Here is a 24,377-nt window from a genome sequence, read left to right as displayed (position 1 = left end):
ATGTGAGACCCGGAATCTGGCAAATCGTCATCGTCGTTCTGGTGATCGTTCTGATCTTCGGCGCTTCCCGCCTGCCCGGTGTCGCCAAGAACGTCGGCAAGTCGATGAAGATCTTCCGCGACGAAATGAAGGACTTCGGCAAGGACGAACCGAGCGTCTCAGCTCCCAAGGACCCCAGTTCCATCGAATCAAAGAACGCACAGCCCGGCAGCTCTGACAGCGCCGGCGAACAGGCATCGGCGCAGACCGAAGCGGACGACGACAAGCGAAAGTGAGCCCGCGCAAGCGCCTGCCGCTGAAGGGCAATCCGCAGAAGCGAATGAAGCTCCTCGATCATTTCCGGGAGCTTCGCAACAGGGCGATAGTGGCAGCCGTTGCCCTGCTCATCGCCTCGGTTCTCGGCTGGTTCCTCTACGACGACGTTCTCGGTCTTCTGCAGAAGCCGCTGGATGACATTGCAGCAGCGGATGGTAAAACCGCCATGCTCAATTTCGCCGGTGTCGTTTCGCCCTTCGACATGAAGATCAAAATCTCGATCTTCATCGGCATCATCCTTTCTGCCCCGGTGTGGCTCTACGAAATCTGGGCGTTCATCATGCCCGGGCTGCACCGCAAGGAGAAGCTCTACACCATCGGCTTCCTCGGCACCGCGCTGCCGCTTTTCTTAGCCGGCGGCGCCCTTGCGTTCTTCGCTCTGCCCAATGCGGTGCGCACAATGGGCGGACTCGTGCCGCAGGGAACCTCGTACATCGTTCCCGCACAGGACTACCTGTCGTTCGTCACCGTCGTCATCATCGCCTTCGGTGCTGCCTTCGTGCTGCCTGTCCTCATGGTGGGGCTCAACATGCTCGACCTGCTGTCAGCCAGGACCATCCGCCGGTCCTGGCGGTGGCTGGTGGTGCTCGTCTTCGTCTTCGCCGCTATTGCCACACCCACGCCAGATGCCGTGTCGATGTTCTACCTGGTCATCCCGATGCTGTTCATGTTCTTTCTGGCCTGGCTCATCTGCGCGATCATCGATCGGGGCCGCAAGCGCCGCCGGATCGCCGACGGCACGTGGGTCGAACCTATTGACTGAGTAGACTGGGGGACATGGAATCCAACCTGTCTCCGGCTGACGCATATTCACAGTTTCTCCAGCGCCAGAGCGAAGCGGGTTCACCACTGGAGGCTTTCCGCCGTTCCCTGGACTACGAACTCGATGACTTCCAGCTGCGCGCATGCCGCAGTCTGCAGGATGATCACTCTGTTCTTGTTGCCGCACCCACGGGTGCTGGTAAGACTGTTGTCGCTCAGTTCTCGATTGCGCTGGCTGTTGCCCGCGGAGTGCGTGTCTTCTACACCGCGCCGATTAAGGCTCTGTCCAACCAGAAGTTCAATGAGCTCGTTGAGGCGTACGGGGCTGACCGCGTTGGCCTGCTGACTGGGGATACGAGCATCAACCGCGATGCGCAGATCGTCGTCATGACAACCGAGGTTCTGCGCAACATGATCTATTCGGGCACTGATCTGTCTGAACTCGGCTTTGTGGTGCTCGATGAAGTGCACTACCTGGGGGACAGGTTCCGCGGACCGGTGTGGGAAGAGGTCATCATCCACCTGCCGGCTCACGTGTTGCTTGTCAGCTTGTCTGCAACCGTGTCGAACGCGGAAGAGTTCGGTGCCTGGCTGGCAGAGGTTCGCGGCACCACCGACATCATCGTGTCCGAACACCGTCCGGTTCCGCTGCACAACCACGTTGCCGTCGGCACTGATCTGATGCCGCTGTTCGCGCCGAACGGCAAAGACATCAACAAGGGTCTCGAGGCTGCTGTCCGCCCGTACTCCGGTTTCGGCTCCCGCCGTGACCGCCGCCGAGGCGGAGCTCGGCACCGCTTCATGCGCCCGGCTCGGGCTGCTGTCATCGCGGAACTCGACAAACTGTCGCTGCTGCCGGCCATTTTCTTCATCTTCAGCCGCAAGGGCTGCGATGAAGCGCTCGATCACTGTTTGGCCGCGGGTCTGGACCTGACCACGAAGAATGAAAAGCGCAAGATCGCTGCTGCCTTGGAAGAACTCGAAGAGTCCCTGGTCGCCGAAGACCTCGGTGTCCTCGGCTTCCGTTCTTTCGCCGCCGGTCTCATGTCCGGTTTCGGCGTCCATCACGCCGGTCTCATCCCGCAGTTCAAGGAGCTTGTCGAAAAGCTGTTCGTCGAAGGACTCATGCGGGTTGTGTTCGCAACCGAAACGCTGGCTCTGGGCATCAACATGCCGGCCCGTTCGGTGGTGCTCGACAAGCTCAAGAAGTTCAACGGCGAATCCCACGTGCAGATCACGCCGGGGGAGTACACGCAGCTGACGGGCCGTGCCGGCAGACGCGGCATCGACATCGAGGGGCACGCGGTCACGGTGTGGCATCCCACGATCGAAGTCGCTGACATCGCCTCCCTTGCTTCTAAGCGAACCTACGCGCTCAACAGCCGCTTTGTGCCCACCTACAACATGGCTGCGAACCTGCTTGCCCGCATGACTCACGATGACGCACGGAAGGTGCTGGAAACCTCGTTCGCCCAGTACCAGGCCGACTCATCAGTTGTCGGCCTTGCCAAACGGGTGCGCAAAACAGACGAAGCGCTTGCCGGCTACAGGGAGGCCGCACAGTGCGACCGGGGTGATTTCTCGGAGTACTTCGGCTACCGCCTTTCCATTGCGCAAATGGAGAAGCAGGCGGGCAAGCAGCGCACAAAGCTCAAGCAGCGCGACGTTGTCGAATCTCTGTCGCACCTGCAGTTCGGCAGTGTCATCCTCCTGCCGTCAAGGCTGAAATTCGGCGCATGCGTTGTGCTCAATCCCATGCACAACGACCACACCGGCCTGCGTCTGCCGACCGTGCTCACGAGCGCCGGCAAGGTGTGGCACCTGCGCCCGCACGAAGTCACAGAACCTGCGGTGAGCCTCGGCAAAATCAAAAGCCCGCGAAAGTTCAATCACCGTAATCCGCGTGAACGCAACCGCCTGCTCGACATCCTGGATCAGGCCATCGAACAGGGACGCGTCAAAGATCCGGCCACTGTTCAGGTGCGCAAGACCAAGGGCCCTAAGGTCGGTTCGGAGGATGTTGACGCGCTGCGCCAGCAGATGCGCGCCCACCCGTGTCATGACTGCCCCGAACGCGAACAGCACGCCCGGTGGGCCGAAAGGGCACACCGGCTTGAACGCGACCGAGCAAAGCTCACCAGCCAGATAACATCGCGCACCTCGTCAATTGCCGAGGTGTTCGACCGAGTCTGCTCGGTTCTGCGGACCCTGGAATTCCTGCCGGATGACACCGCGATTCTGCGGCGCATCTACGGTGATCGGGACCTGCTGATCGCCATGTCGGTGCGCGCCGGACTGTGGGAGGGCCTGACAGAACCGGAAGCTGCGGCAATGGCGTCGTGCCTCGTGTATGAAAGCAGGCGCGAGCTTTTGACCCATACGCGCATGCCCACTCAAACTCTGCGACAGTGCGTGGGCGCTTTGGAAGACCTGTGGCGCACACTCGCAAAGACCGAAAGCGATGCTCGAACGGCCATCACCCCAGAGCCTGAATCCGGGATTGCCGTGCCGATCTACAGGTGGACAGACGGCAAAAATCTTGCCGCAGCGCTCGAGGGCACAGACATCTCAGCCGGTGACTTCGTCCGCTGGGCCAAGCAGACACTCGACGTCCTGGGCCAGATTGAGAACGTTGTGGGCCCAGAATCGGCGGAGACAATTGCTCGCGCTGCAGACGCTATGCGCCGCGGCGTGGTCATGGACCACTACTGATATCAGCGGCGAATCCGCTTGACCACAGCCTCGATATCGGAACCAAAGGTCGATTCGGCGGCAACATAGGTCCACGTTGACGAGGGCCGCTTCATGCCGATGGCCGGCAGATCGACCCCGTCAGAGGTGAATTCGACTTCCTCGAGCACGTCCTCGGTGCCTGCCATGACATCAGTCCAGAACTGGCTGAACTGCGCCATGGACTCCTTGTTGAACGCCTCGTGCGGACGCTCTTTTGCCAGTGTGCGCAGGTGAATGCCTTCACGCAGATCGTTCAGAAACGCCAGGTGGGCCACCCAGCGGTCGTCGATCTGGAACAGGAGAATATCGCGCAGCGCGTCACGAACAGCGTCGTCGCCTGCGGACTTGACATCGTCACGGTCTCTGACTTTTTCCAGCAGCTCATCAATGCCGTAGTCCTCCGTGAGCACAGCCTCGCGGCGGCTGAGCACCTGTTTGCGCTGCTTCGACATGAGGTCGTTGAAGCGCCTGGTGTCACGGTGGACGCCGGTGTTTTCACCTTCAGCCATGCGCTGGGCGTGTTCGACCAGTTGGGCCGCTTTGCGCGACTGGATGAAGCCGGTTTCGTCGCCGTCTTCCACAAAGCGCTGGATTTCGGGAACGCGGGTGAGCAGTTCGTCTTCCAGGCTGGTGAAGAACACTGATGTTCCCGGGTCGCCCTGGCGGCCGGAGCGTCCGCGCAGCTGATCGTCTAGGCGTGATGAGTCATAGCGGCCAGCGCCGATGACGAGCAGACCGCCCGCGTCGCGTGCCTCGTCGTCAGCTAGGCGAATATCGGTTCCGCGGCCTGCCATCTGGGTAGACACGGTGACAGCGCCGGATTCACCGGCCCGGGCAATGATGTCTGCTTCGCGTGAATCGTCTTTGGCGTTGAGAACCCTGACCTCGACTCCGCGCTGCTTGAGCCTGTGCGCGAGGCTTTCGGATTCAGCAACCGAACGGGTGCCGATCAGGATCGGCCGACCTTCGCGGTGCTCTTCGAGAACCTGGTCGACAATAGCCCGCTCTTTGGACTCCTGGTACGTGTACAGGCGGTCTGGCTCATCAATGCGGATGACCTCCTCGTTGGGCTCAACAGCACTGATTTCGAGGTCGTAGAACTCTTTGAGGTCATCGCCGACGGCCAGCGCAGTACCCGTCATACCGCACACGGTGCTGTAGGTCTGGATGAGCTCTTCGACTGTCATCTGGTCGAGGATTTCACCGGATGACGACGTTGTCAGGCCTTCCTTGGCTTCAACGGCGGCCTGCAGGCCATCTGGCCAACGCTGCAGGTCAGCAACGCGGCCTCGGGAATCCGAAATCAGCTTGATGCTGCCGTCGACAACGAGGTAGTCGACATCCCGGTGGACAACGGCCAGTGCGTACAGGGCGAGGTTGACCGCGGCCAGCGTTTCCGCATCGTCACCGTATAGGTCCACGCCAAGGGCTTCTTCGACGGCGTCGATGCCGGCTTCCGTCAGGGACACAGCGGTGCGATCGTGAGACAGTTCGTAGTGCTTGCCGGCTTCCAGCCCGGCAACAAGGCGCGTGATCTCGGCATCGACCTGCTCGACGCTTGCGGTGCCGGCCAAAACCAGCGGGACCCTCGCCTCGTCAATGAGAACCGAGTCAGCCTCGTCGACGATCACGACATCACGCTGGGCAATGCGGGGCTTCTGGCCCTGAGTGAGGAAACGGTCGCGCAGAGTGTCAAAGCCGACTTCCTGCACCGAGGCGTACACGACTTCCTGCGTGTAGGACTTTCGGCGAGACTCTTCCGAATCAGATTCGCCCACCGATGCTGCGGTCACACCCAGCAGGTCGAACAGGGGACGCATCCACTCGACGTCACGGGCAGCCAGGTAGTCGTTGACGCTCACCACGTGAACGGTGCGGCCCTGCAGCGCGTAGCCGCCTGCAGCCATCGCGCCGACAAGGGTCTTGCCCTCACCCGTAAGCATCTGCACGACCATGCCGTCGAGCAAGCCGATGAGGCCTTTCAGCTGTGTGAAGTAGGGCCGTTCGCCCAGCGCCCGGTCAGCAGCTTCTCGCACAAGCGCCGCGTAGCGGGTGAGCGATTCGCGGCGGTCCTCCAGGGTGAACAGCTTCGCTGCGGTTTCTGCCAGTTCTTCATCCGGCAGATCCGCGTACTCTTCGCCGTAGCGATCGAGGTCGTCCTGGGCTTTTGCGAACCAGCCGACACGTTTGTCTGCCTGCGCTCCGGGGCGGCCCAGCAGTCGGTCGAAAAAGCCCATAGTCGTTCCTCTCAGCTTTAGATTTCCAGAGGCCAATCGGGGTTTATCGTAGCGTGGCGCCCTTTGGAACGCAGAAACTCCTCGAGATCAGCCGCCTGTGCACGCTTCCATTCGATCTGTGCTGCGTGCAGCTCTTCGCCCGATCCAGAAGCCAGCAGCTGATGTTTGTCCGCCATGGCCCACAGAATGCAGCCGGCGGCAGTCGCATCAGCCAGAGCGTCGTGGTGGTTGTCCAGCTCGACACCCCACACGGTACACAGGTCTGCGAGCGTCCGCTTGCCCCTGCGGAAACGGTCCACTTCCCGATCAAGGACCAGGGTGTCGAAAATAGGCGGCAGAACATCGGCAACGGGTGTGGGCAGTCCCAAGCGGCGGCGTTCAGCTTCGAGCACCGTGAGGTCGTAGACGATGTTGTGTCCGACAACGTTGCCGCCGCGGCGGCGTATGCTCTCCAAGCACGCAATCACTTCGGCAACAACAGCGGTGCGGTCTGCTCCGTGCTTACGCGCGTAGTCACTGGTGATGCCGTGCACGCTGCTGGCGGCCTCGGGGATCTCGATTCCCGGGTCGGCCAGCCACGTGCGGGTCTCCAGCGGTGAGACGCCGCCGTTCACCCTGCCGAGGCGCACGCAGGCGGCCGTCACAATATGCACGGTGTGCGGGTCCAGTCCCGTTGTTTCGAGGTCAAAGCCCCACAGTTCGGACGTGGTCCAGGACGGGCCCGTGAAGGCGGGGAGCTGGTTCTTGCTCACCCGTCGGTCGACAGCCGGCGAGGTGCCGGCGGGTGTCGGCGGCACCTCGCCACCCAGTGTCTTCAGAAGGCGGGCAACGGCCCGGTCTGTGCTCCACTGGGTGCCGAATGCTCGCAGTGCTTCGCGGTTCATGCGCTGCGGCACCGCCGCGGCATCCTGGGCGGCGTACAGGACATCGAGGTCTTCTAGAACCGTCATGACCTTTTCGGCTCGGCGCACTGCGTCTTCGTTCTCTAAGAGAGCCGCAGCGCGTTTGGGGCTCAGGCCGTGGTCTTTTGCTCCGCTGGCTGCCGCACGGAAGAGTTCGTCCAGGCCGCCGTAGCCGGCCAGCAGCTTTGCCGCGGTCTTTTCGCCGATGCCGGGAACTCCGGGCAGACCATCGGAAGGATCCCCGCGCAGGGCGGCCATTTCGCGGTACGGAGCCCCACCCTTAACCCCGTATTCGGTGGGCACATCCGCATATGTCAGCGGTGCCCACTGGCCCTTCGGACGGGGCCGATGCAGCTGGATTCTGCGGTCTTCGCGCAGCACTGAAATGAGGTCTCGGTCGGGGGAGACAACTACGAGTTCGTCATCCGGGCCCATCTGCGCGGCAAAGGATCCGATGATGTCGTCGGCTTCTGTTTCGGGGATTTCGAGAACAGGGATCCCCGCCAGTCGGAGGGCTTCGCGGATGAGGGGGATCTGCGGTTTCAGGTCGTCGGGAGTTTCCGATCCCGTCTCTTCGTCCTGTACGCGCTGAGCTTTGTACTCCGGGACGATGGCTGTCCGAAAGGCCGGTCGCCAGTCGCCGTCCATGGCTGCGACGATCCGCGTGGAGCGAAGATCGTCAGCCAGGCCCGCAATTGTGTCCAGCAGGCCGCGCAGAGCCCCGACCGGTGTGCCGTCTGCGGCTGTGATGCTCGAGGGCAGAGCGTAAAAAGACCGGTAGTACAGGGCGGGGGTATCGAGAACGACGAGTCTGCTCACGCGGCTCAGCCTACCCGAGCCGCCATCACACGCCGGGGGAACGTCTGCAAGAATCGCAGGGTGGTGAATTTCGTTCTGTACAACGGTGATGTCTACAGCAGTGCCGACCCCTTTGCGACGGCCGCGTCTGTCAGTGGTGACGTCGTGGACTGGGTGGGCGGCGATGAGGCCGCGCAGGCGATGGGCTCTGAGCTCATTGATCTGCACGATGATTTCGCTGCCCCGGCCATGATCACAACGGTCGACCTGCGCAGCGAAGAAGCGACCCCGCGTGATTTTCTTGCGGCTGGAATCGTGTCTGTCCACGCAATCGGCACCGACGAGCAGCTTAGGACCTTCGCAGAGCATGCTGGTCCGCTGCGCGTTGTCGGCTACAGCCTCGACGGCACGGGTGACCGGCGTGCTCACGTTGGACTGCCGGACGACCGCCCTGACGCAGCCGTGTATGTCATCCTTGATGACCTCGAAGCCCTGAATAGCTATATCGAGGCTCTGGCAGACGCGGACTTCAAGCGCCACGCGGCCCGCAATGGCTGGCGCGTGTTCGCCAATGTGCAGATTCCCGAAGACTTCGCAGACCCGCTCGGCCAGTCGCCCCTTCCGCTCACTGTGAACCCGCGCACTTTTGCCCAGCCGGTCGGTGCTTTGCTGCGCGAGGGCGCACAGGTGAGCTTCGCCTCGTCATGTGAACCGTGGGAGGCCATGCGGCAGGCGATTTTCGCCCCCGGTTCCACGCTCAGCGGTCGTGCTGCGTTCAACTGCCTGACGCGCTTTGCCGAACGTGCGCTAGGCAACTTCGGCGGGGGAGTGATCGCGCCGGGCAGCCGTGCGGACATTGCACGGTGGAAGGTTGAGAACCTGGTTGTTCAGGCTGCTGACGAACGCGTTGCGGCGTGGAGCACAGACCCGCGTTCAGGAACGCCCGGGTTGCCGGATCTGACCCCGGGCACTCCGCTTCCGGAGCTCGTGTCGCTGTGGAGCGCAGGCGAACCGGTCGAACTGGACTCCTGATGCACGTACTCGTCTGCATCCCCACGTACAACGAACGCGAATCGCTGCCGAACACGCTGAAGGCGATATTCGAATACTCGCCTGATGTCGATGTTCTCGTCATTGACGACGGTTCCCCGGACGGAACAGCCGACTGGGCTGAAGAGCTCGGCGATGGCCGCGTGCACGTTATGCGCCGAACCGAAAAGGCAGGCCTGGGACCGGCATATGTTGCCGGCTTCACGTGGGCGCTGGCCCACGACTACGACGTCATCTGCCAGATGGACGCCGACGGCTCTCACCGGGGCCGCGACCTGCCTCTGCTTCTCAAAGCCGTACGAGGCGGAGCTGAGCTGGCCATCGGATCTCGCTGGGTGCGCGGGGGAGAGGTGGTCAACTGGCCGCTGAACCGAAATGTGCTTTCACGCGGGGCGAACCTGTACGCCAATGTGGCGATCGGGCTGCACGTGGCCGATGCGACTGCTGGCTTCCGCGCCTATTCGCGCAATCTGCTGCAGCGGATCGACTTGGCCGGTGTGCAGTCCCACGGCTACGGCTTCCAGATCGATATGACCGTCCGTGCCCGCCGTGCCGGGGCAAGGATTGTCGAGGTGCCCATCATCTTCGTTGAACGTGAGCTGGGAGCTTCAAAGATGTCCGGCAGCATCATCAGCGAGGCTTTCGTCAATGTTGCCCGCTGGGGTCTGCAGCGCCGCAGTCAGCAGGTGCGCAGCCTTCTGCGTCGCTGACTGAACACAGCAAGAGGAAGCCCGGCGGAACCTCGCCAGAAGAACCCGGCCGCGGCCGGGGAAGCAGACCAACAGAAGAGGGCCCGAAGCAGTATTCCTGCTTCGGGCCCTCACACGTTTAAGCGGGCGGGCGGTCAGACCTCGGGGGCCTTCTCGCCGCGGCGAATAGCCAGGCGCTCCTCCAGGATCACCTGGAGCTCTTCCATCGACCGGCGCTCCATGAGCATGTCCCAGTGAGTGCGGGCTGGCTTAGCGTCCTCTTCTTCGACTTCGGACACACCAACGCGCATGCCGATGCCGTGAGTACCGGAATCCCACGTGTCCGGAACATCTGCGTCCGTCGAGAACGGAACTTTGAACCGGTGGCCGTCTTCGCAAACGAATTCGACAAGCTGACGAGGTGCCGGCTCGACACCGACTTCCGATTCCAGGGACCGGGAGCCAAGCTGGGTGCCCCGCAGGCTGCGTTCGCTCATGTGACTGAACCTCTCACTCGGTGGGCGGGTATTCAAGCAGACAACAAGTCTAACGCCGCCGAGTATTCCAGGCACACACGACCCGTTAAGGCCAAGGTGCCACAATCACATGTATGAACGACGCCCCGCGCACGCACCGCGAACCGATCGAACCCGACGGCGTGTGGACAAAAGAAGAACAGTCCAGCTTCAAACGCGCCCACATGACCTATCTGAAAGCGCGCACACGCGCTGAGCGCACAGCGCAGTCGGTGTCCAAGTTCGCCGGCCAGGCGAAAACGGCAGGGGAGAGGCTCAAGAGCGCCGGATCAGCTGCAGCGCGCACAGCAAAAACAGCCGCGGGTGCAGCAGCCGTTGACGGAGGACTCATCGACAGGGTCAGCGACAGCATTGATACGACGGTCGAACGCATAGGAAAAATGAGCGGAGCTTCAACCGACGGTGTGAAGAGCGGAATTGCCGGAGCGCGCACGAAAGCTAAGTCTGCCGCGCGGCGTTTTTCCGGCACAGATCACAACGAGGACCGCGCGTAGAGCTTGCTTCGTAACCTGTTTGTTACCTAAACTTGCCTCTCGTTACAGATTCGCAACGAGAGGTGACACTGTGCCGAAGGCTTCGAAGACCCTGCGGGCATCCGACATTCTGCGCGCCAGCCGCCGACGTCCAGTTCTTGCAGCCATCGCGGTTCCAACTGCCGCAGCAGCTGCGATTACGGCTGCCGGTTTCGCCGCCGCTCCCGGAGCTGCAGAAGAACCCCAGGCCTTCGAAAGCAAGGTCGCACCCGAAGCAACGACAGACGACACTGCCGACAAGCAGCGGAAGGACGCCCAGGCAAAGGCCGAAAAGGAACAGAAGAAGGCTTCCGGTTCCATGACCCTGCCCGAACCCGAAAAGTCCGAATCGGACGCGGGGGAGAAGGCCAACAGCTCCTCTGGCAAGAGCGGATCAAGCAAGAGCGCGTCCAGCAAGTCTGAACCAAAGGCCAACACCAAGGCATCCGGATCAGGTGGCACGTGCAAGGCCTCGTACTACTGGCAGGATCAGATGACCGCCACCGGTGAGCGTTTCAACACAAACGACCTCACTGCCGCGCACAAGTCACTGCCGTTCAACAGCCGCGTAAAGGTGACGAACAAGGCAAACGGCAAGTCCGTCACGGTTCGCATCAATGACCGCGGACCGTACGTTGCAGGCCGTTGCCTCGACCTTTCGACCGCGGCAATGAAGGCTGTGGGTGGAACAGGAGCCGGCGTCATCACTGTTTCCTACCAGGTGCTGTAAACCGCCCTTTGGGGAACGTGCTCAAACACACCCCAGCTCCGTTACCTTTCCGTTACGAATTGATATAGCATTGCGTTATCGTTCCGAAACTTTCATCTGCGATTGGAAGATCTGTGAGCAAACACCGCGCTGAAGGCACCAAGGCCTCCGGAAGCATTTTTGACCTCTTTCGCCGTTCGTCCAAGCGTGGGCGCTACGGGAGCGAACCGAAGTCTGCCGCTGGAGTCCTCGCCTCTGCAGGCCGCCGCCCGGTCCTGGCAGCAATTGCCGTACCGACCGCAGCTGCGGCAAGCATCGTTGCAGCCGGCTTCGCTGTAACGCCAAGCGCAGAAGACGAACAGACCCAGTTCACCCAGAATGCGGCTCCGGCAGCAGACGCACCCGACACCTCGGCTGCCGAAAAGGCTGCCAAGGACGCCGAAAAGCAGCAGAAAGACAGCGCGCGTTCTCTGTCCGTCAAGGAAGAAGAGCCGGCTGAAGACACCCAGTCGGGCAGTGCAGGCAGCTCGAACTCCGCGGGCAGCTCCGGCAAGTCCGGCAGTACCTCCAAGAAGAGCGGCAACAAGGCCGGCTCAGGTGCCGCTGCCAGCGACAGCGGCAAGCCGAAGAACACAAAGGCATCGGGCAAGGCCGGTTCGTGCCCAGCTTCGACCTACGGCCAGGGTGACGGCTTCCACGGCAGGAAGACCGCCAACGGCGAACGGTTCAATCGCAACGCAATGACCGCAGCACACAAAACGCTGCCGTTCAACAGTCGCGTCAAGGTCACGAATACAAGCAACGGAAAGTCTGTCACCGTCCGCATCAATGACCGCGGACCGTACCACGGCAATCGCTGCCTGGACCTTTCCACCGCCGCAATGAACCAGATCGGCGGCGACGGAGTTGCTACCGTCAAGTGGCAGGTTCTCTGACATAACGCATACAGAAAGCGGCGCAGCGCAGTGCGCCGCTTTCTGTGTGTCACGACAGGCTAAGCGCAGTGCGCCGTGTCCCGCACAGCAAGCAGACAATCCGGTCTGAGCTCAGAGACTTCGCCAGCGAAACAGTCCTGTGACGCCACCTTTGCCATAAGCGCCGATAATATACATTATGTTAAGTAAAGATTGAGAGGCCGCTTCCCCGATGTCGATGACAGTCATCACCGTGCTTCTCGCGGGCTCTCTCGCCGCCGGATGGATTGACGCCGTTGTCGGCGGCGGCGGACTCATCCTGCTGCCACTCATCATGATCATGGCTCCGGGACTGACGAACGCTCAGGCACTTGGCACCAACAAGCTCGCCGCGGTTTTCGGCACAACGAGTGCCGCCATTACTCTCGCTCGCCGCGTTCCAAACGCTCTTGGCGCTCTGCGCTGGGCTCCCCTGGCTCTGGTCGGCGCGGCCATCGGCGCGCTCATCGCTGCCAGCGTTGATCAGCACATCATGCGGCCGATCATCATCGTCGTCCTCGTTGCCGTCGGCTTCTTCGTCCTGCTGCGCCCATCCTTTGGCCGTGACAGCGAGCCGCGCATTATGTCAAAGCGCTCGTGGACAGCAGGTGCAGCGATCATTCTGGCCATCGGCATCTACGACGGCGCATTCGGGCCCGGCACCGGCCTGTTCTTCATCATGTCTCTCACGGCGCTCATGCGCGGAGATTTTATGACAAGTGCAGCCTGGGCGAAGGTCCTCAACGTCGCTACCAATCTCGGCGCGCTCATTGTGTTCGGGCTGCGCGGTGATGTCCTGTGGCTGCTGGGCCTGGGCCTCGCCGTAACGAACATCATCGGCGCCCGCATTGGCGCGCGCATGGTGCTCGGTCGCGGCGCCGGCTTCGTCCGCATCGTGATTCTCTGCGTTGTCGTCATCATGGCGGGCAAACTCACCTACGACCAGTTCTTCGCCTGAGCCGCTCCCCTGGCTTACCTACACTCACAATAGTCGGTGCGACCATATTGCCAGTCGCCATCGGCGCACTGATCTCATCGATCCGCCCTCCAACCGCACCAAAGTCGGCTCCAAGTTCCGGCGGACACTGTAAGCGTAAGCCATCACAAACGTGGATAGTACGTGAAAGCCGAAAACCCGGTCGACCAGCACAACGATTTCGCTGACAACTACGGTCGTAAGGTCGTAACGCCCGGGCTTGAGGACCCTCGCAACTCAGAAAACTTCGGCAGGTGGTGGCATCGCTGTCCTTCGGCTTCGACAAAGTCGGGGACCGAAAGCCAAACTCGTATCATCGTCGCGGATCGCTAACTGGGACCCATCCATCCTTGTTGATGCACATTTTTGGAGGCGGTAAGTATCGGAATCACAGATTCGTTTACCGCCCTACGGTCTGGGCAACGCGGATGGCAGCGCTTTCAGCAGGGTATTCCATTGCCCCGATAGCTATCGTATTCTCGAGTAACAATTCAGACGTTTAAGCGATGGGATATAGGGGGCGCAGCTTGGCAAGATTAAGCAATCATAGCCCTCTACACAGCCCAGTGTGCCGTGAACATCCGGAGGTGAAGAGCTCATGATTCTGCAAAGAAGAATTGTGTGGACGTTTATGTCTGCGCTGGCAACGGGCGCGTTTCTGGCGAACATGGCCTTACCCGCGCAAGCAGAAGGTGTGCAGGTCCGAGATGCTGAGTATACTCTCGACGCATTGTCGAGTCGCGATCTTGTCATCGGTGGTATTGATTCCGTAAAGAGTTTGACACGTAACGGCACGCCAAACTTCGACATCGAGGATGGGGTGCAAATAGGCACATTTAAAGGCGATAGAACTGTGATCGTCGACGCTTCTCTCGTGGCGCATGGAGCACTCGCGGTAGTCGACACAGAGCAAGTTGATCTTTCTTGGGAGGGCGTCGACGCCACACGAAGGTATGCCGTGTTTCGCGACAACGAACTGCTTGCAGAAACGTCTGAACGGTCTTTCCGAGACGCGAACACTTCGCCAGGCGCAATTTATCACTATCGTGTGGAGACCGTTGTCCCTGAGGGGACGGCTCTTCCTACCTCGGAAGATGCGACGATTCATGGATTCGACGTCATCGTTCCTGACTCCCCGGACCTAATGGCAGAGGCAGCGGAATACAACACCAAAATTAAAGCAATGGCCGCGCGTAAGGGATCGACGGTGCGATATCGGACGTTCATTCCGCAGGCAAAGCTCAGCGCACCACTGGTAGGTTGTGGTAGCTACCGCAGTCTGAGCGGGCACAAGTTCGGTGGGGATAACCGGGGTTACAATGCCAGTTATGGGACTTCTCGCACGAGTATGACGGCGAATGTACGGTGGGACGGCCGGGGACTCGTTAGCAGTTCCAATAAAGTAGGCGCAACGAAAGTATACAATTCGAAGGGCAAGCTTGTAGCTACGAAGACGGCATCTGCCAAGGACATATCAATTAAGCAGCTCGGAAAGACAAAGTCAGCCGTCGATCTTCGTTTCAGGCTAAAAGCAGGAAACCCATTTTGCAAGCACAACTCGATTCAGGGCGCGTTTACGATCACGATCACTAAAAATGGCTCCTACAGGATAATTTCTGGCAGCCATCGTCAAATGCCGAATCACGAGGTGTATGTATCCTCAACCACCGGAAAGTGGAAGACTGTCTACAAGCGAAAGTACGCAAGTGCTGCGTGCCTGGTTCGTTGGGCCTGCCCAGAGGCTCAGATGGTGGGTTATGGAAGCTATTGATCGACCACACAGCTCTGGGCTTGTGCTGCGACGCCGTTTCTTCATGGTCAGTGCTCTCGCGGGCGGATTCACAATACAGACACTTTACAGCTTTGGGTTCGCCGCGTATCTGAACATCCCAGAGGGTCACCGATGGCCGCCTGTCGTTGCCGCCGGTCTCATGACCCTGGTCCTCGCGGTCGGCGCCTGGGGACGCGAAAGAAAAATGGCTCGCATCGCCAAAACTGCCGCCATTTCGGCCGTTGCGTTCATTCTCTCGAACGCTCTGCTCGCACAGATCGATGCCTTAGTTCAGGCCCAGATTTTCATGAGTGTGAGCCATGTGGTGAGCGATGTGCTCATGAGGATTTTCTACTTCTTCATTCTCACGGGCGAAGCATGGTCATCGTTCTTCATCTCGATGGCTGTAGCCGCCCTTATCACTACTCCAGCCGCGCCACCTTCCCACACCCGCAGGTAGACACGAGAAGGCCACAACAACAGCCCCTCCATCTGCAACCGGCCAAGCTTGCTGCGCGTGTTCCCTTCCGTCAATGAGTAGATCAGCACACAAGTATCAGTTATCGGTGCGCGGCATCCAAATCCAGCCTTCGCACAGTGCGGTCTGTCTGTGCTCTTCCGGCGGCCCATAAGCTTTGCCCGTCACCACCGTGTGTGCTGACACAGCGGCGAGAACAGCATCGAGCGCATTGTCATCTGCCACACAGAGATCTGCGTGCTCGTCACTCATGACGAGGCGGAGGGACCTCAGAATCTCTTCTCTCACCTGGGCGCCCGCCGCGCCTTTGTATCCACGGTGCTTAAGCCCGTGTTGGAAGAGGAAACCTGCCGGATAGACCTCGCAGATCCGCCCTGATCCATCGCGCGCCGTGTCGATCCCCAATAGCTTCAGCTGCGCTTCAATGCCGCTCCACCGCAGTGCCGGATATGCGATCCTGTCAGTTGACACACTCAGCGGGCGCAGACCGAAATCGTCCTTGAGGACCCTGTCCGTCATACGGAGAACCGCCTCTGTCCGCCAGTCAGCACCCTGCTGCGGCCCACCGGCGTGGTGAGCACTGACCAGGTCAACGAACCTGTCCGGCCAGCCGAGCGGCACATCGACCCCGGTCTTCACCGACTGCCGGATGGCTTCGATGATGGCGCTGTCGTGGACACCGATGTCAAGCGTTTCAACCCGCAGCGTGGAGTCGTCAGCAGACAGAACCGCGAGACCTGTCTGGGCAGTCTGTGAAGCAAGGTCGACCCCAGCAATAAACACTGTCATTGCTTCTGCGCCATGTACGTCAAACACATGTACGGAAGATCAAACGGCTCACTCACCGGATGCTCTTCGGTCAAATAGCCGCGCAGGTTGCCCTCGACACGCGCGCGGACCGTGTCATTTGAGCGCAGCCAGTACGTACGCGTTGCTGTCAGCGCAACCGTGTCGTCAATCGTCATCGGCACACTGAACTCATCAATGCGCGCTTCGACCGTACCGAAACCTGCTCCAAGCTCGGGCCGCCACTGCGGGCGATAGACATCACCGGCGTGCATAATCCGTGACAGTCGTAGAACCCAGTCAACCCGCACATCGAGCTGGTTGAGAACTATGGCCGCCACTCCCCCGGGTTTGAGAACCCTCGCGAACTCCGCTGAGGCCGCCTCGGCATCAAACCAGTGCCACGCCTGTGCTGACACCACAAGGTCGAACGATGCATCAGCAAAGGGCAGCTCTTCTGCCCGGGCTATTGCCGATGGCAGCGGGTTGATCTCCAGGAGCGCCGAGTCCGGATCGACTGCATGGACGTCAAAGCCGAGTTCAGCAAAGGCCCGCCCGTACTTTCCGGTACCAGAACCAACATCGAGCACGCGAATACCCGCAGGATCAGCGGGCACCTCTCCCCCAGCCTCATCGGCTGCAGCAGTCGACGCACGCTCTGCGACAGCGCGGACCGCAGCATCGGGATAGCCGGGCCGAATGCGCTCGTACTCGTCTGCCGAAGCACCGAACAGAGTGCCGCGTTCTTTGGCTTCTCGACGAATCTTCGGGCCCGCCATCAGAACTCAGTCAGAATGAATTCCGCCCCGGCTTCCTCGACGGCTTCCCGGATCGCCTGCACCATGCCGTCCGAAATGGGAATTCCGTTGACGGAGCGATCCTCGACCGAGCGGTGCTCAGGATCACCGGCAACCTGCACGGGTTCGTCCGGGTCAACGGGCTCCATACCGCGCAGGGTGTCCCGCAGAACGCGTGCGTACTCCTCGGCGTCCGCACCTTCTCCGAAAGCGCGCGGATCAATCGCCAAGAAGAAATAGCCAATCGACTGGCGTCCGGCAACATCACCCGGCTGGTCGGAACCGGACAGGGCAGCTGACAGCAGCTGCACCATCGTGGCAAGCGCGTAGCCCTTGTGCCCACCGGCGCTGTTGCCGCCAACCGGAAGAAGCCCAATGTCGGAGCTTTCCGGGTTCAAAAGAGCGTTGTAGACCTGCATGCCGTCCGTGACAACCTCACCATTGCCGTCAGTTGCCCATTCGCCGGCGAGAGGCTCATCCGCGTAGGCGTAGACCTTGACCTTGTTGCCGGGCACAACGGTGGTGGCCATGTCAACAAAAATGGGCTCTTCGTCCTTCACCGGGTGCGCAAAGGCAATCGGATTCGTTCCCATGAGCGCATGCTTGGCCCCGGTCGGCTTCTGCATGGCCGAACGCGTCGAACACGTGGCAATGCCCACCATGCCCCTGCGAGCAGCCCGCAGAACATACTGTCCGGCAGCCCCGAAGTGATTCGCATTGCGCACCGAGCCGATGCCAACCCCGAACTTCTCGGCCGCCTCGATCGCCGCGTCCATCGCGCGCACGCTCACCGGATGACCAAAGCCGTGGTCGGCGTCGAAAACCGAAACCGCACCGAACTGGTGAACCAGGCGCTGTTCCGCCTTTTCATTCAGTGTGCCGTCGGAGATCTCCTGCCAGTACAGCGGAAGCATCGAAATGCCGTGCGAGTCGACTCCCGACAGGTCGGTGGCGAACATGATCTCCGTGCACACCTGAGCCTGGTCCTGAGCGAGACCAAAGGCTTTCAGCCCAGTGAAGATCTGCTCTTTGACGGACTGCGGGGTATAACGACGCATAGGAGGCCTTCCTCAGCTGGGGTTGATTCAAGCGGCACACGTGCCGTGTGTGTCGGTTCGCTGCGACCCAGCCTATCCGGTGTCTGCGGCGTACCAATGGGAGCCTAAAATGAACCGAGAGTGTATATTTCCTGGGTTTTCTTCTTAAGAACCAGAAAGGCCATGATGGACGTTTCCCTTGAGCAGGCACAGGCTGACTATCGCGCGTTCGCCGCTCGCGGCCTCAATCTCGACATCACCCGAGGCAAGCCGGCACCCGAACAGCTTGACCTGTCGGCTGATCTGCTGACGAACGTCACGGGTGATGACTTCACCTCGCCTTCGGGAATCGACACGCGCAACTACGGCGGTCTCGACGGTCTGAAGGAACTGCGGGAAATCTTCGGTGAGCTGTACAAGGTGCCCACCGAGCAGATCCTGGCTCAGGGATCGTCATCTTTGACGCTTGAATACATGACCCTGGACTTCGCCAAGCGCTACGGCACCCCCGCAGGCGGTCCGTGGACGAACGGCAAGATCCTCTGCCCCGTTCCCGGCTACGACCGTCACTTCCAGCTGGCAGAAGCTCTCGGCTACGAGCTCATCACCATCCGCACGGACGACGAAGGTCCTGTCATGGATGACGTCCGCCGCTATGTGGCAGACCCAGATGTCCGCGCCATGTGGCTCGTTCCCATGTATTCCAACCCGACAGGCAGCTCGATCAGCGAAGCCCGTGCTCGCGAACTTGCCGAAGTGAAGACGGCAGCAGAAGACTTCACGCTCCTGTGGGACAACGCCTACGGTCTGCACCACCTGTCGGATGACAACCAGGCACCCATGGTGGACATCCTGTCCTTGTGCGCCGAAGCCGGCAACCCCGACCGCCCCTGGATCTACGCCTCGACATCGAAGATGACCTTCGCAGGCGCGGGTGTGGCGTTCTTCGCCAGCTCCCCCGCCGTCATCGAGTGGTACCGCACCCACATGGGGGCCGCCATGATCGGCCCTGACAAGATCAACCAGCTGCGCCACCTTCGGTTCTTCCGCGATGCCGACGGCGTTCGCGAGCACATGCGCCGCCACGCCGACATCATCCGCCCGAAGTTCGAGGCTGTGCTCACCGCGCTCGAAAACGGACTGACCTCCGATATCGCTTCCTGGACGCAGCCGAACGGCGGCTACTTCATCACCCTGCGCGTCCCCAACGGCACCGCCTCCAAGGTTGTGAAGTACGCGGCCGAAGCCGGTGTGGCACTCACCCCCGCAGGCTCCACCCACCCGCACGGGCTTGACCCCAACGACGCCTACATCCGGATCGCACCCACCATGCCGAGCCTCGAGGACGTCACCGCCGCAGCCGAAGGCCTGGTCGCCTGCGTGCGCCTGGCCGCAGCCGAACTCGGCTGACCCCTCCCCCAACAAAGAACGAGGCGGAGCTCACTTTGGTGAGCTCCGCCTCGTTCGTTCTGTTCCCCAGTCAGCGGTAGTCGTAGAAACCGCGACCGGACTTCCGGCCGAGCAGTCCCCCGTCGACCATGCGCGACAGCAGGACCGGCGGCTTGTCGGCGGCAGCACCGGTTTCTTCATAGATCGACTGGCCGACGAATAGGCACGTGTCCAGCCCGATGAGGTCAGCAAGCGTGAGCGGACCCATGGGGTGAGCGGCACCGTTCATCATGCCGTTGTCGATATCTTCCTTCGTCGCGTGACCCGCTTCGTACATGCGGATGGCGCCGAAGAGGTACGGAATGAGCAGAGCGTTGACGATGAAGCCGGGGCGGTCATCCGAACGGATCGGCTTCTTGCCCAGTACCTCAATTGAGAACTTCTCAATCGTGTTTGCAACTTCCGGGTCAGTCAGCACGGAGCTGATGATCTCAACCAACGGCTGCACAGGAGCCGGGTTGAAGAAATGCAGCCCGAGAACCCGCTCCGGACGCGAGGTCACCTGCGCGAAGCGGATGATCGGCATGGACGAAGTATTCGATGCAAGAATCGCGTTCTTGTCGGTGACGATGCCGTCGAGTTCAGAGAAGATCGACTTCTTGATCTCTTCGTTTTCACTGGCAGCTTCGATGACCAGCTGACGGTCGGCCATGGCCTGCAGATCAGTTGTGAAGGTCAGGCGGCCGAGAGCCGCGTCGGCGTCTTCCTGGCTGAGCTTGCCGCGCTCTACGCCCTTGGCGAAGGACTTTTCGATCCGGCCGCGGCCGGCTGCGACAGCTTCGTCGCTGATATCCCGGACGACGACGTCCAGACCCGAACGAGCGAGCACCTCGGCAATGCCCGAGCCCATAAGGCCGGAGCCGATGACACCTGCTTTCGTGATTTCCATTGTACTCCTTTCGAAGACGAAAGGCGGCGACCCCTGACGGGCCGCCGCCGATTTCAGTTGCCGAACCAGGCGGAATTGCGAATCTGCTTCATCGCCTCTTTCCGCCGTGGCCCGGGCAGTGTCTGAACGTACACAACGCCGTTCAGGTGGTCTGTTTCGTGCTGGAGCATCTGCGCGAACACACCCTCACCGCGCAGTTCGACCGGGTTGCCGTCAGCGTCGAAGCCCTTCACGGCCGCATATTCCCAGCGCGGGGTGGGAAACTGCAGACCCGGGATCGACAGGCAGCCTTCGCCGATGTCGCGCTTCTCCCCTGATGTTTCGATGATCTCGGGGTTGAAGATCGCACCGGTGCGGCCGTCGACGTCATAGCCGAAGGCTCGAAGGGCAACCCCTATCTGGGGCGCTGCCACGGCGGCACGGCCGTCGGGCAGCGACGAGTCGATGAGGTCTTGCGCCAGGGCCCGAGTTGCCGGCCCGAATTCGGTGACGGGCCGGCACTCAGTGCGCAAGACGGGATCTCCGAAGAGCCTGATGGCTCGCTCAGCCATCGATGACCACCACGAGGTCGCCACCCTCAAGCTGCGCGACAGGTTCGATGGCCACACGCGACACGGTGCCGTCGATCGTCGCCGTGATGGAGGCTTCCATCTTCATCGCTTCGATCGTGGCGACCGTCTGGCCTGCCTTGACCTTGTCGCCTTCGGCAACCTGGAGGGTGACGACACCCGCGAACGGGCTGGCCACGTGACCAGGGTTGGATTCGTCGGCGCGTTCTGCAACCGCGATGTCAACGTCAACCGAACGATCGCGGATCGACAGCGGGCGCAGCTGGCCGTTGAGCGTTGCCATGACGTTGCGCATACCCCGTTCGTCCGGCGAAGAGATCGCCTGGATGCCGACGAGCAGAGCCTTGCCCTTTTCGATGACGACGGAGTGTTCGTGACCTTCGCGAACGCCGTACAGGAATTCGTTCGTCTCCAGCACCGACAGGTCGCCGTACTGGTCGATCATGCGACCGTATTCCTTGGTCGGCTGCGGGAACAGCAGACGGTTGAGCGTGTCCTGGCGTGTCTTGCCGGGCTCGCGCAGGAGCTCAGCTTCGTGCGCCTCAAGGTGCTCAGCCGGCTTGACGTGTTTGCGGCCTTCCAGCGCCTTGGTGCGGAACGGCTCGGGCCAGCCTGCCGGCGGGTCGCCGAGGTCACCGCTGAGGAACCCGATGACGGAGTCCGGGATGTCGAAGCTCTGGGGGTTCTCCGCGAATTCCTTGGGGTCGGCGTTGACTGCAACGAGGTGCAGTGCGAGGTCGCCGACAACCTTCGAGGAGGGAGTCACCTTTACCAGGTGGCCCAGGATCTTGTCGGCTGCTTCGTACATGAGCTCGACTTCTTCGAAGCGCTCGCCCAGGCCGAGTGCAACTGCCTGCTGGCGCAGGTTCGACAGCTGTCCGCCCGGGATTTCGTGGCGGTAGACGCGACCCGTCGGTCCCGGCAGACCGGATTCGAACGGCTTGTAGACGTTGCGCACGGCCTCCCAGTACGGTTCGAGGTCCTGCACGTTGGCCAGGTTGAGGCCGGTATCGCGCTCGGTGTGCTCGAGGGCTGCCACGAGTGCCGACATGGGCGGCTGGCTCGTGGTGCCGGCCATCGATGCGGAGGCTGCGTCAACAGCGTCCACGCCGGCTTCCGATGCGGCCAGGAGGGTGGCCAGCTGACCGCCGGCGGTGTCGTGGGTGTGCAGGTGCAGCGGCAGGTCGAACTCGCTGCGCAGCGCGGTGACCAGCTTGGTGGCCGCGGCGGGACGCAACAGGCCTGCCATGTCCTTGATTGCGAGGACGTGGGCGCCGGCTTCGACGATCTGCTCTGCAAGGCTCAGGTAGTAGTCGAGGGTGTAGACCTCTTCCTTCGGGTTGAGAAGATCCGAGGTGTAGCACAGCGCGACTTCGGCCACTGCCTTGCCGGTGCCGCGAACAGCCTCAATTGCCGGGCGCATCTGTTCGACGTCATTGAGGGCGTCGAAGATGCGGAACACGTCGATGCCGGTGCGGGCGGCTTCGTCGACGAAGGCGTCGGTCACTTCGGTCGGGTAGGGCGTGTAGCCGACGGTGTTGCGGCCGCGCAGCAGCATCTGGAGGTTGGTGTTCGGCATGGCCGAGCGCAGCTTCTCCAGACGTTCCCACGGGTCTTCTGCGAGGAAGCGCAGCGCGACGTCGTAGGTGGCGCCGCCCCATGCTTCTACCGAGAGCAGTTCTGGCAGCATCCGGGCGATGTACGGTGCGACAGCTTCGAGGTCACGGGTGCGCACACGGGTCGCCAGAAGCGACTGGTGCGCATCACGGAACGAGGTGTCGGTGACCTTGAGTTCCTTGGCGTCACGCAGAGCCTTTGCCCAGCCCTCGGGGCCGAGTTCCAGGAGGCTGTTGCGCGACGACGCGGGTGTTTCTTCGGAAAGTTCCAGCTGCGGGAGCTTTTCAGAGGGCTTGAGGTCAACCGGTGACGGGCCGTAGGGCTGGTTGACGGTCACGTCGGCGAGGTATTCGAGGACCTTCGAACCGCGGTCAGCGCCCACGCGTGCTTCCAGCAGGTGGGGACGCTCTTCAATGAAGTTGGTCGACAGGTCACCGCGAATAAAGGCCGGGTCGTCGAGAACAGCCCGGAGGAAGCCGATGTTCGATGCGACACCGCGGATGCGGAATTCGGCAAGTGCGCGACGCTGGCGGTTGACCGCAACGTCGTACGTGGCACCTCGTGCGGTGCACTTGACGAGCATTGAGTCGAAGTGGGCCGAAACCTCGGCACCCGCGTAGACGGTGCCGCCGTCCAGCCGGACGCCCGCACCGCCGGCCGAACGGTACGCGGTGATCGTTCCTGTGTCCGGGCGGAAGGAGTTTGCGGGGTCTTCCGTAGTGATGCGGCACTGCACGGCCGCACCCTTGTAGCTGATCTTGTCCTGAGTCAGGCCGAGTTCTTCCAGGCTTGCGCCCGCGGCAATGCGCATCTGCGCCTGTACGAGGTCGACATCGGTGATCTCTTCCGTGATCGTGTGCTCAACCTGGATGCGCGGGTTCATTTCGATGAAGGCGAACTTGCCTGCGCGCGGGCCGGCGGTTTCCAGCAGGAATTCAACGGTGCCGGCGTTCTGGTAGCCGATCGAACGAGCGAACTGCAGCGCAGCGTCGTGCATTGCGCTGGCGATTTCCGGGTCGAGGTTCGGCGCGGGGGCGATTTCGACGACCTTCTGGTGGCGACGCTGGATGGAGCAGTCGCGTTCGAACAGGTGAACGGCGTTCGAGTCGTTGTCAGCCAGAACCTGGACTTCGATGTGGCGGGGCCGCTGAACGGCCTGCTCAATGTAGACGGTCGGGTTGCCGAACGCACCTTCGCCTTCGCGCATGGCGATCTTCGCGGCCTCAACCAGTTCGGTGCGGTTGTCAACACGTCGCATACCGCGACCGCCGCCACCGGCGACTGCCTTGACGAACAGCGGGAACTCCATGTTCTCAGCGGCTTCGAGCAGTTCGTCGAGGTCAGTCGATGCCGGGGTTGCATCGAGCGTGGGAACTCCCGCTTCGCGTGCTGCGGCGATGGCTTCAACCTTGTTGCCGGCCATCTGGAGCACATCGGCACGCGGGCCGATGAAGGTGATTCCCTCGCGGTCGCATGCACGAGCAAGTTCCGGGTTCTCCGACAGGAACCCGTAACCGGGGTAAACGGCGTCTGCTCCGGATTCCTTGGCCACGCGAATGATCTCGTCGACGTTGAGGTACGCCCGAACCGGGTGCCCTTCGTCTCCGATCATGTACGCTTCGTCAGCCTTGAGGCGGTGCTCCGAGTTGCGGTCTTCGTAGGGGAAGACGGCGACTGTGGACGCGCCGAGTTCGTAGGCTGCGCGGAATGCGCGCACCGCGATTTCACCGCGGTTGGCTACCAGGACTTTCTTGAACATCAGGCAAGCTCTATTCCGGTTGTGCCCCTTAAGGGGCGGCCTCCAGTTTGTGT

21 protein-coding genes are annotated in these 24,377 nt (G+C 61.5%); 12 read left to right on the top strand and 9 right to left on the bottom strand.

Annotated features, from left to right (window positions below; genetic code table 11):
* The first annotated feature begins 2 nt into the window (after positions 1-2).
* The 3 genes from tatA to HMPREF3092_RS00245 are packed head-to-tail and all read left to right on the top strand — an operon-like array spanning position 3 to position 3,789.
* Positions 3-275 carry a twin-arginine translocase TatA/TatE family subunit gene (tatA, locus tag HMPREF3092_RS00255; RefSeq protein WP_062021417.1) on the top strand — a complete coding sequence of 91 codons (273 nt, stop codon included), beginning with the start codon at positions 3-5 and terminating at the stop codon, positions 273-275.
* A complete protein-coding gene (tatC, locus tag HMPREF3092_RS00250) occupies positions 272-1,078 on the top strand; it encodes a twin-arginine translocase subunit TatC (RefSeq protein WP_083272000.1) in 807 nt (268 codons plus the stop codon). The genes tatA and tatC overlap by 4 nt, the downstream gene beginning before the upstream one ends.
* A gap of 14 nt (positions 1,079-1,092) precedes the next feature.
* Positions 1,093-3,789: a DEAD/DEAH box helicase gene (locus tag HMPREF3092_RS00245; protein ID WP_070423434.1), complete on the top strand. Its 2,697-nt coding sequence runs from the start codon at positions 1,093-1,095 to the stop codon at positions 3,787-3,789.
* Between the two features lie 2 nt (positions 3,790-3,791).
* On the opposite strand, the gene secA2 is transcribed toward HMPREF3092_RS00245, so the two are convergent.
* Both secA2 and HMPREF3092_RS00235 read right to left on the bottom strand, forming a co-directional pair.
* Positions 3,792-6,047, bottom strand: a complete 2,256-nt coding sequence (gene secA2 / locus HMPREF3092_RS00240) for an accessory Sec system translocase SecA2 (RefSeq protein WP_070423433.1) — start codon at positions 6,045-6,047, stop codon at positions 3,792-3,794.
* A 17-nt stretch (positions 6,048-6,064) separates the two neighbouring features.
* Positions 6,065-7,768, bottom strand: coding sequence for a 5'-3' exonuclease H3TH domain-containing protein (locus HMPREF3092_RS00235; protein WP_070423432.1), 1,704 nt, complete (start codon positions 7,766-7,768; stop codon positions 6,065-6,067).
* A gap of 60 nt (positions 7,769-7,828) precedes the next feature.
* Between HMPREF3092_RS00235 and HMPREF3092_RS11265 the strand changes: the two genes are divergently transcribed.
* Positions 7,829-8,779, top strand: a complete 951-nt coding sequence (locus tag HMPREF3092_RS11265; RefSeq protein WP_176745673.1) for an amidohydrolase family protein — start codon at positions 7,829-7,831, stop codon at positions 8,777-8,779.
* The gene (locus tag HMPREF3092_RS00225) at positions 8,779-9,507 is read left to right on the top strand and encodes a polyprenol monophosphomannose synthase (RefSeq protein ID WP_070423431.1); all 729 of its coding nucleotides are present in this window, start codon (positions 8,779-8,781) and stop codon (positions 9,505-9,507) included. Before HMPREF3092_RS11265 ends, HMPREF3092_RS00225 begins: the two co-directional genes overlap by 1 nt.
* 134 nt (positions 9,508-9,641) lie before the next feature.
* Here HMPREF3092_RS00225 and HMPREF3092_RS00220 read toward each other — a convergent pair whose 3' ends face one another.
* A complete protein-coding gene (locus HMPREF3092_RS00220) occupies positions 9,642-9,983 on the bottom strand; it encodes an RNA polymerase-binding protein RbpA (RefSeq protein ID WP_019174989.1) in 342 nt (113 codons plus the stop codon).
* A gap of 113 nt (positions 9,984-10,096) precedes the next feature.
* Here HMPREF3092_RS00220 and HMPREF3092_RS00215 point away from each other — a divergent pair, with 113 nt between their 5' ends.
* The 6 genes from HMPREF3092_RS00215 (at position 10,097) to HMPREF3092_RS00185 (ending at position 15,403) form a co-directional block, all read left to right on the top strand.
* Complete coding sequence (locus HMPREF3092_RS00215; RefSeq protein WP_061942814.1) at positions 10,097-10,516, top strand: hypothetical protein; 420 nt, start codon at positions 10,097-10,099, stop codon at positions 10,514-10,516.
* A gap of 70 nt (positions 10,517-10,586) precedes the next feature.
* Positions 10,587-11,264: a septal ring lytic transglycosylase RlpA family protein gene (locus HMPREF3092_RS11380; RefSeq protein WP_218078995.1), complete on the top strand. Its 678-nt coding sequence runs from the start codon at positions 10,587-10,589 to the stop codon at positions 11,262-11,264.
* A gap of 113 nt (positions 11,265-11,377) precedes the next feature.
* On the top strand, positions 11,378-12,178 hold the full coding sequence (locus HMPREF3092_RS11375) for a septal ring lytic transglycosylase RlpA family protein (protein ID WP_062021438.1): 801 nt from the start codon (positions 11,378-11,380) through the stop codon (positions 12,176-12,178).
* Between the two features lie 211 nt (positions 12,179-12,389).
* Positions 12,390-13,154: a TSUP family transporter gene (locus tag HMPREF3092_RS00200; RefSeq protein ID WP_061942808.1), complete on the top strand. Its 765-nt coding sequence runs from the start codon at positions 12,390-12,392 to the stop codon at positions 13,152-13,154.
* 616 nt (positions 13,155-13,770) lie between these two features.
* Complete coding sequence (locus HMPREF3092_RS00190; protein WP_070423430.1) at positions 13,771-14,943, top strand: hypothetical protein; 1,173 nt, start codon at positions 13,771-13,773, stop codon at positions 14,941-14,943.
* Entirely contained in the window at positions 14,930-15,403 is a 474-nt protein-coding gene (locus HMPREF3092_RS00185) for a hypothetical protein (RefSeq protein WP_231864024.1), read from the top strand. The genes HMPREF3092_RS00190 and HMPREF3092_RS00185 overlap by 14 nt, the downstream gene beginning before the upstream one ends.
* Positions 15,404-15,499: 96 nt before the next feature.
* Here the strand turns inward: HMPREF3092_RS00185 and HMPREF3092_RS00180 are convergent, their stop codons facing one another.
* Genes HMPREF3092_RS00180 through HMPREF3092_RS00170 form a run of 3 tightly spaced genes read right to left on the bottom strand, consistent with a single transcriptional unit; the run spans position 15,500 to position 18,062 of the window.
* The gene (locus HMPREF3092_RS00180; RefSeq protein ID WP_070423429.1) at positions 15,500-16,210 is read right to left on the bottom strand and encodes a DUF429 domain-containing protein; all 711 of its coding nucleotides are present in this window, start codon (positions 16,208-16,210) and stop codon (positions 15,500-15,502) included.
* The gene (locus HMPREF3092_RS00175; RefSeq protein WP_070423428.1) at positions 16,207-16,986 is read right to left on the bottom strand and encodes a class I SAM-dependent methyltransferase; all 780 of its coding nucleotides are present in this window, start codon (positions 16,984-16,986) and stop codon (positions 16,207-16,209) included. The genes HMPREF3092_RS00180 and HMPREF3092_RS00175 overlap by 4 nt, the downstream gene beginning before the upstream one ends.
* A complete protein-coding gene (locus HMPREF3092_RS00170; protein WP_070423427.1) occupies positions 16,986-18,062 on the bottom strand; it encodes an Ldh family oxidoreductase in 1,077 nt (358 codons plus the stop codon). The genes HMPREF3092_RS00175 and HMPREF3092_RS00170 overlap by 1 nt, the downstream gene beginning before the upstream one ends.
* Before the next feature lie 165 nt (positions 18,063-18,227).
* Here HMPREF3092_RS00170 and HMPREF3092_RS00165 point away from each other — a divergent pair, with 165 nt between their 5' ends.
* Positions 18,228-19,451, top strand: a complete 1,224-nt coding sequence (locus HMPREF3092_RS00165; RefSeq protein ID WP_256174340.1) for an aspartate aminotransferase type Ic — start codon at positions 18,228-18,230, stop codon at positions 19,449-19,451.
* Between the two features lie 70 nt (positions 19,452-19,521).
* Here HMPREF3092_RS00165 and HMPREF3092_RS00160 read toward each other — a convergent pair whose 3' ends face one another.
* From HMPREF3092_RS00160 to HMPREF3092_RS00150, 3 genes are read right to left on the bottom strand one after another with little or no spacing between them, the layout of a single operon-like run.
* Positions 19,522-20,379: a 3-hydroxybutyryl-CoA dehydrogenase gene (locus HMPREF3092_RS00160; RefSeq protein ID WP_070423425.1), complete on the bottom strand. Its 858-nt coding sequence runs from the start codon at positions 20,377-20,379 to the stop codon at positions 19,522-19,524.
* A 53-nt stretch (positions 20,380-20,432) separates the two neighbouring features.
* On the bottom strand, positions 20,433-20,930 hold the full coding sequence (locus tag HMPREF3092_RS00155; RefSeq protein ID WP_070423424.1) for a peptide deformylase: 498 nt from the start codon (positions 20,928-20,930) through the stop codon (positions 20,433-20,435).
* Entirely contained in the window at positions 20,923-24,324 is a 3,402-nt protein-coding gene (locus HMPREF3092_RS00150) for a pyruvate carboxylase (protein WP_070423423.1), read from the bottom strand. Before HMPREF3092_RS00150 ends, HMPREF3092_RS00155 begins: the two co-directional genes overlap by 8 nt.
* Positions 24,325-24,377: the final 53 nt, after the last annotated feature.

Origin of the sequence: Brevibacterium sp. HMSC24B04, from assembly GCF_001806835.1 — a bacterium.
GTDB classification, from domain to species: domain Bacteria; phylum Actinomycetota; class Actinomycetes; order Actinomycetales; family Brevibacteriaceae; genus Brevibacterium; species Brevibacterium ravenspurgense.
This window is presented reverse-complemented; position numbering and strand designations above follow the sequence as displayed.

Excerpts from the sequence above, each read along its gene's own strand:
- HMPREF3092_RS00245 (WP_070423434.1), top strand. The coding sequence starts at position 1,093 with ATGGAATCCAACCTGTCTCCGGCTGACGCATATTCACAGTTTCTCCAG.
- secA2 (WP_070423433.1), bottom strand. The coding sequence starts at position 6,047 with ATGGGCTTTTTCGACCGACTGCTGGGCCGCCCCGGAGCGCAGGCAGAC.
- HMPREF3092_RS00225 (WP_070423431.1), top strand. The coding sequence starts at position 8,779 with ATGCACGTACTCGTCTGCATCCCCACGTACAACGAACGCGAATCGCTG.
- HMPREF3092_RS00220 (WP_019174989.1), bottom strand. The coding sequence starts at position 9,983 with ATGAGCGAACGCAGCCTGCGGGGCACCCAGCTTGGCTCCCGGTCCCTG.
- HMPREF3092_RS00215 (WP_061942814.1), top strand. The coding sequence starts at position 10,097 with ATGAACGACGCCCCGCGCACGCACCGCGAACCGATCGAACCCGACGGC.
- HMPREF3092_RS00200 (WP_061942808.1), top strand. The coding sequence starts at position 12,390 with ATGTCGATGACAGTCATCACCGTGCTTCTCGCGGGCTCTCTCGCCGCC.
- HMPREF3092_RS00190 (WP_070423430.1), top strand. The coding sequence starts at position 13,771 with ATGATTCTGCAAAGAAGAATTGTGTGGACGTTTATGTCTGCGCTGGCA.
- HMPREF3092_RS00185 (WP_231864024.1), top strand. The coding sequence starts at position 14,930 with ATGGAAGCTATTGATCGACCACACAGCTCTGGGCTTGTGCTGCGACGC.
- HMPREF3092_RS00180 (WP_070423429.1), bottom strand. The coding sequence starts at position 16,210 with ATGACAGTGTTTATTGCTGGGGTCGACCTTGCTTCACAGACTGCCCAG.
- HMPREF3092_RS00175 (WP_070423428.1), bottom strand. The coding sequence starts at position 16,986 with ATGGCGGGCCCGAAGATTCGTCGAGAAGCCAAAGAACGCGGCACTCTG.
- HMPREF3092_RS00170 (WP_070423427.1), bottom strand. The coding sequence starts at position 18,062 with ATGCGTCGTTATACCCCGCAGTCCGTCAAAGAGCAGATCTTCACTGGG.
- HMPREF3092_RS00165 (WP_256174340.1), top strand. The coding sequence starts at position 18,228 with ATGGACGTTTCCCTTGAGCAGGCACAGGCTGACTATCGCGCGTTCGCC.
- HMPREF3092_RS00160 (WP_070423425.1), bottom strand. The coding sequence starts at position 20,379 with ATGGAAATCACGAAAGCAGGTGTCATCGGCTCCGGCCTTATGGGCTCG.
- HMPREF3092_RS00155 (WP_070423424.1), bottom strand. The coding sequence starts at position 20,930 with ATGGCTGAGCGAGCCATCAGGCTCTTCGGAGATCCCGTCTTGCGCACT.
- HMPREF3092_RS00150 (WP_070423423.1), bottom strand. The coding sequence starts at position 24,324 with ATGTTCAAGAAAGTCCTGGTAGCCAACCGCGGTGAAATCGCGGTGCGC.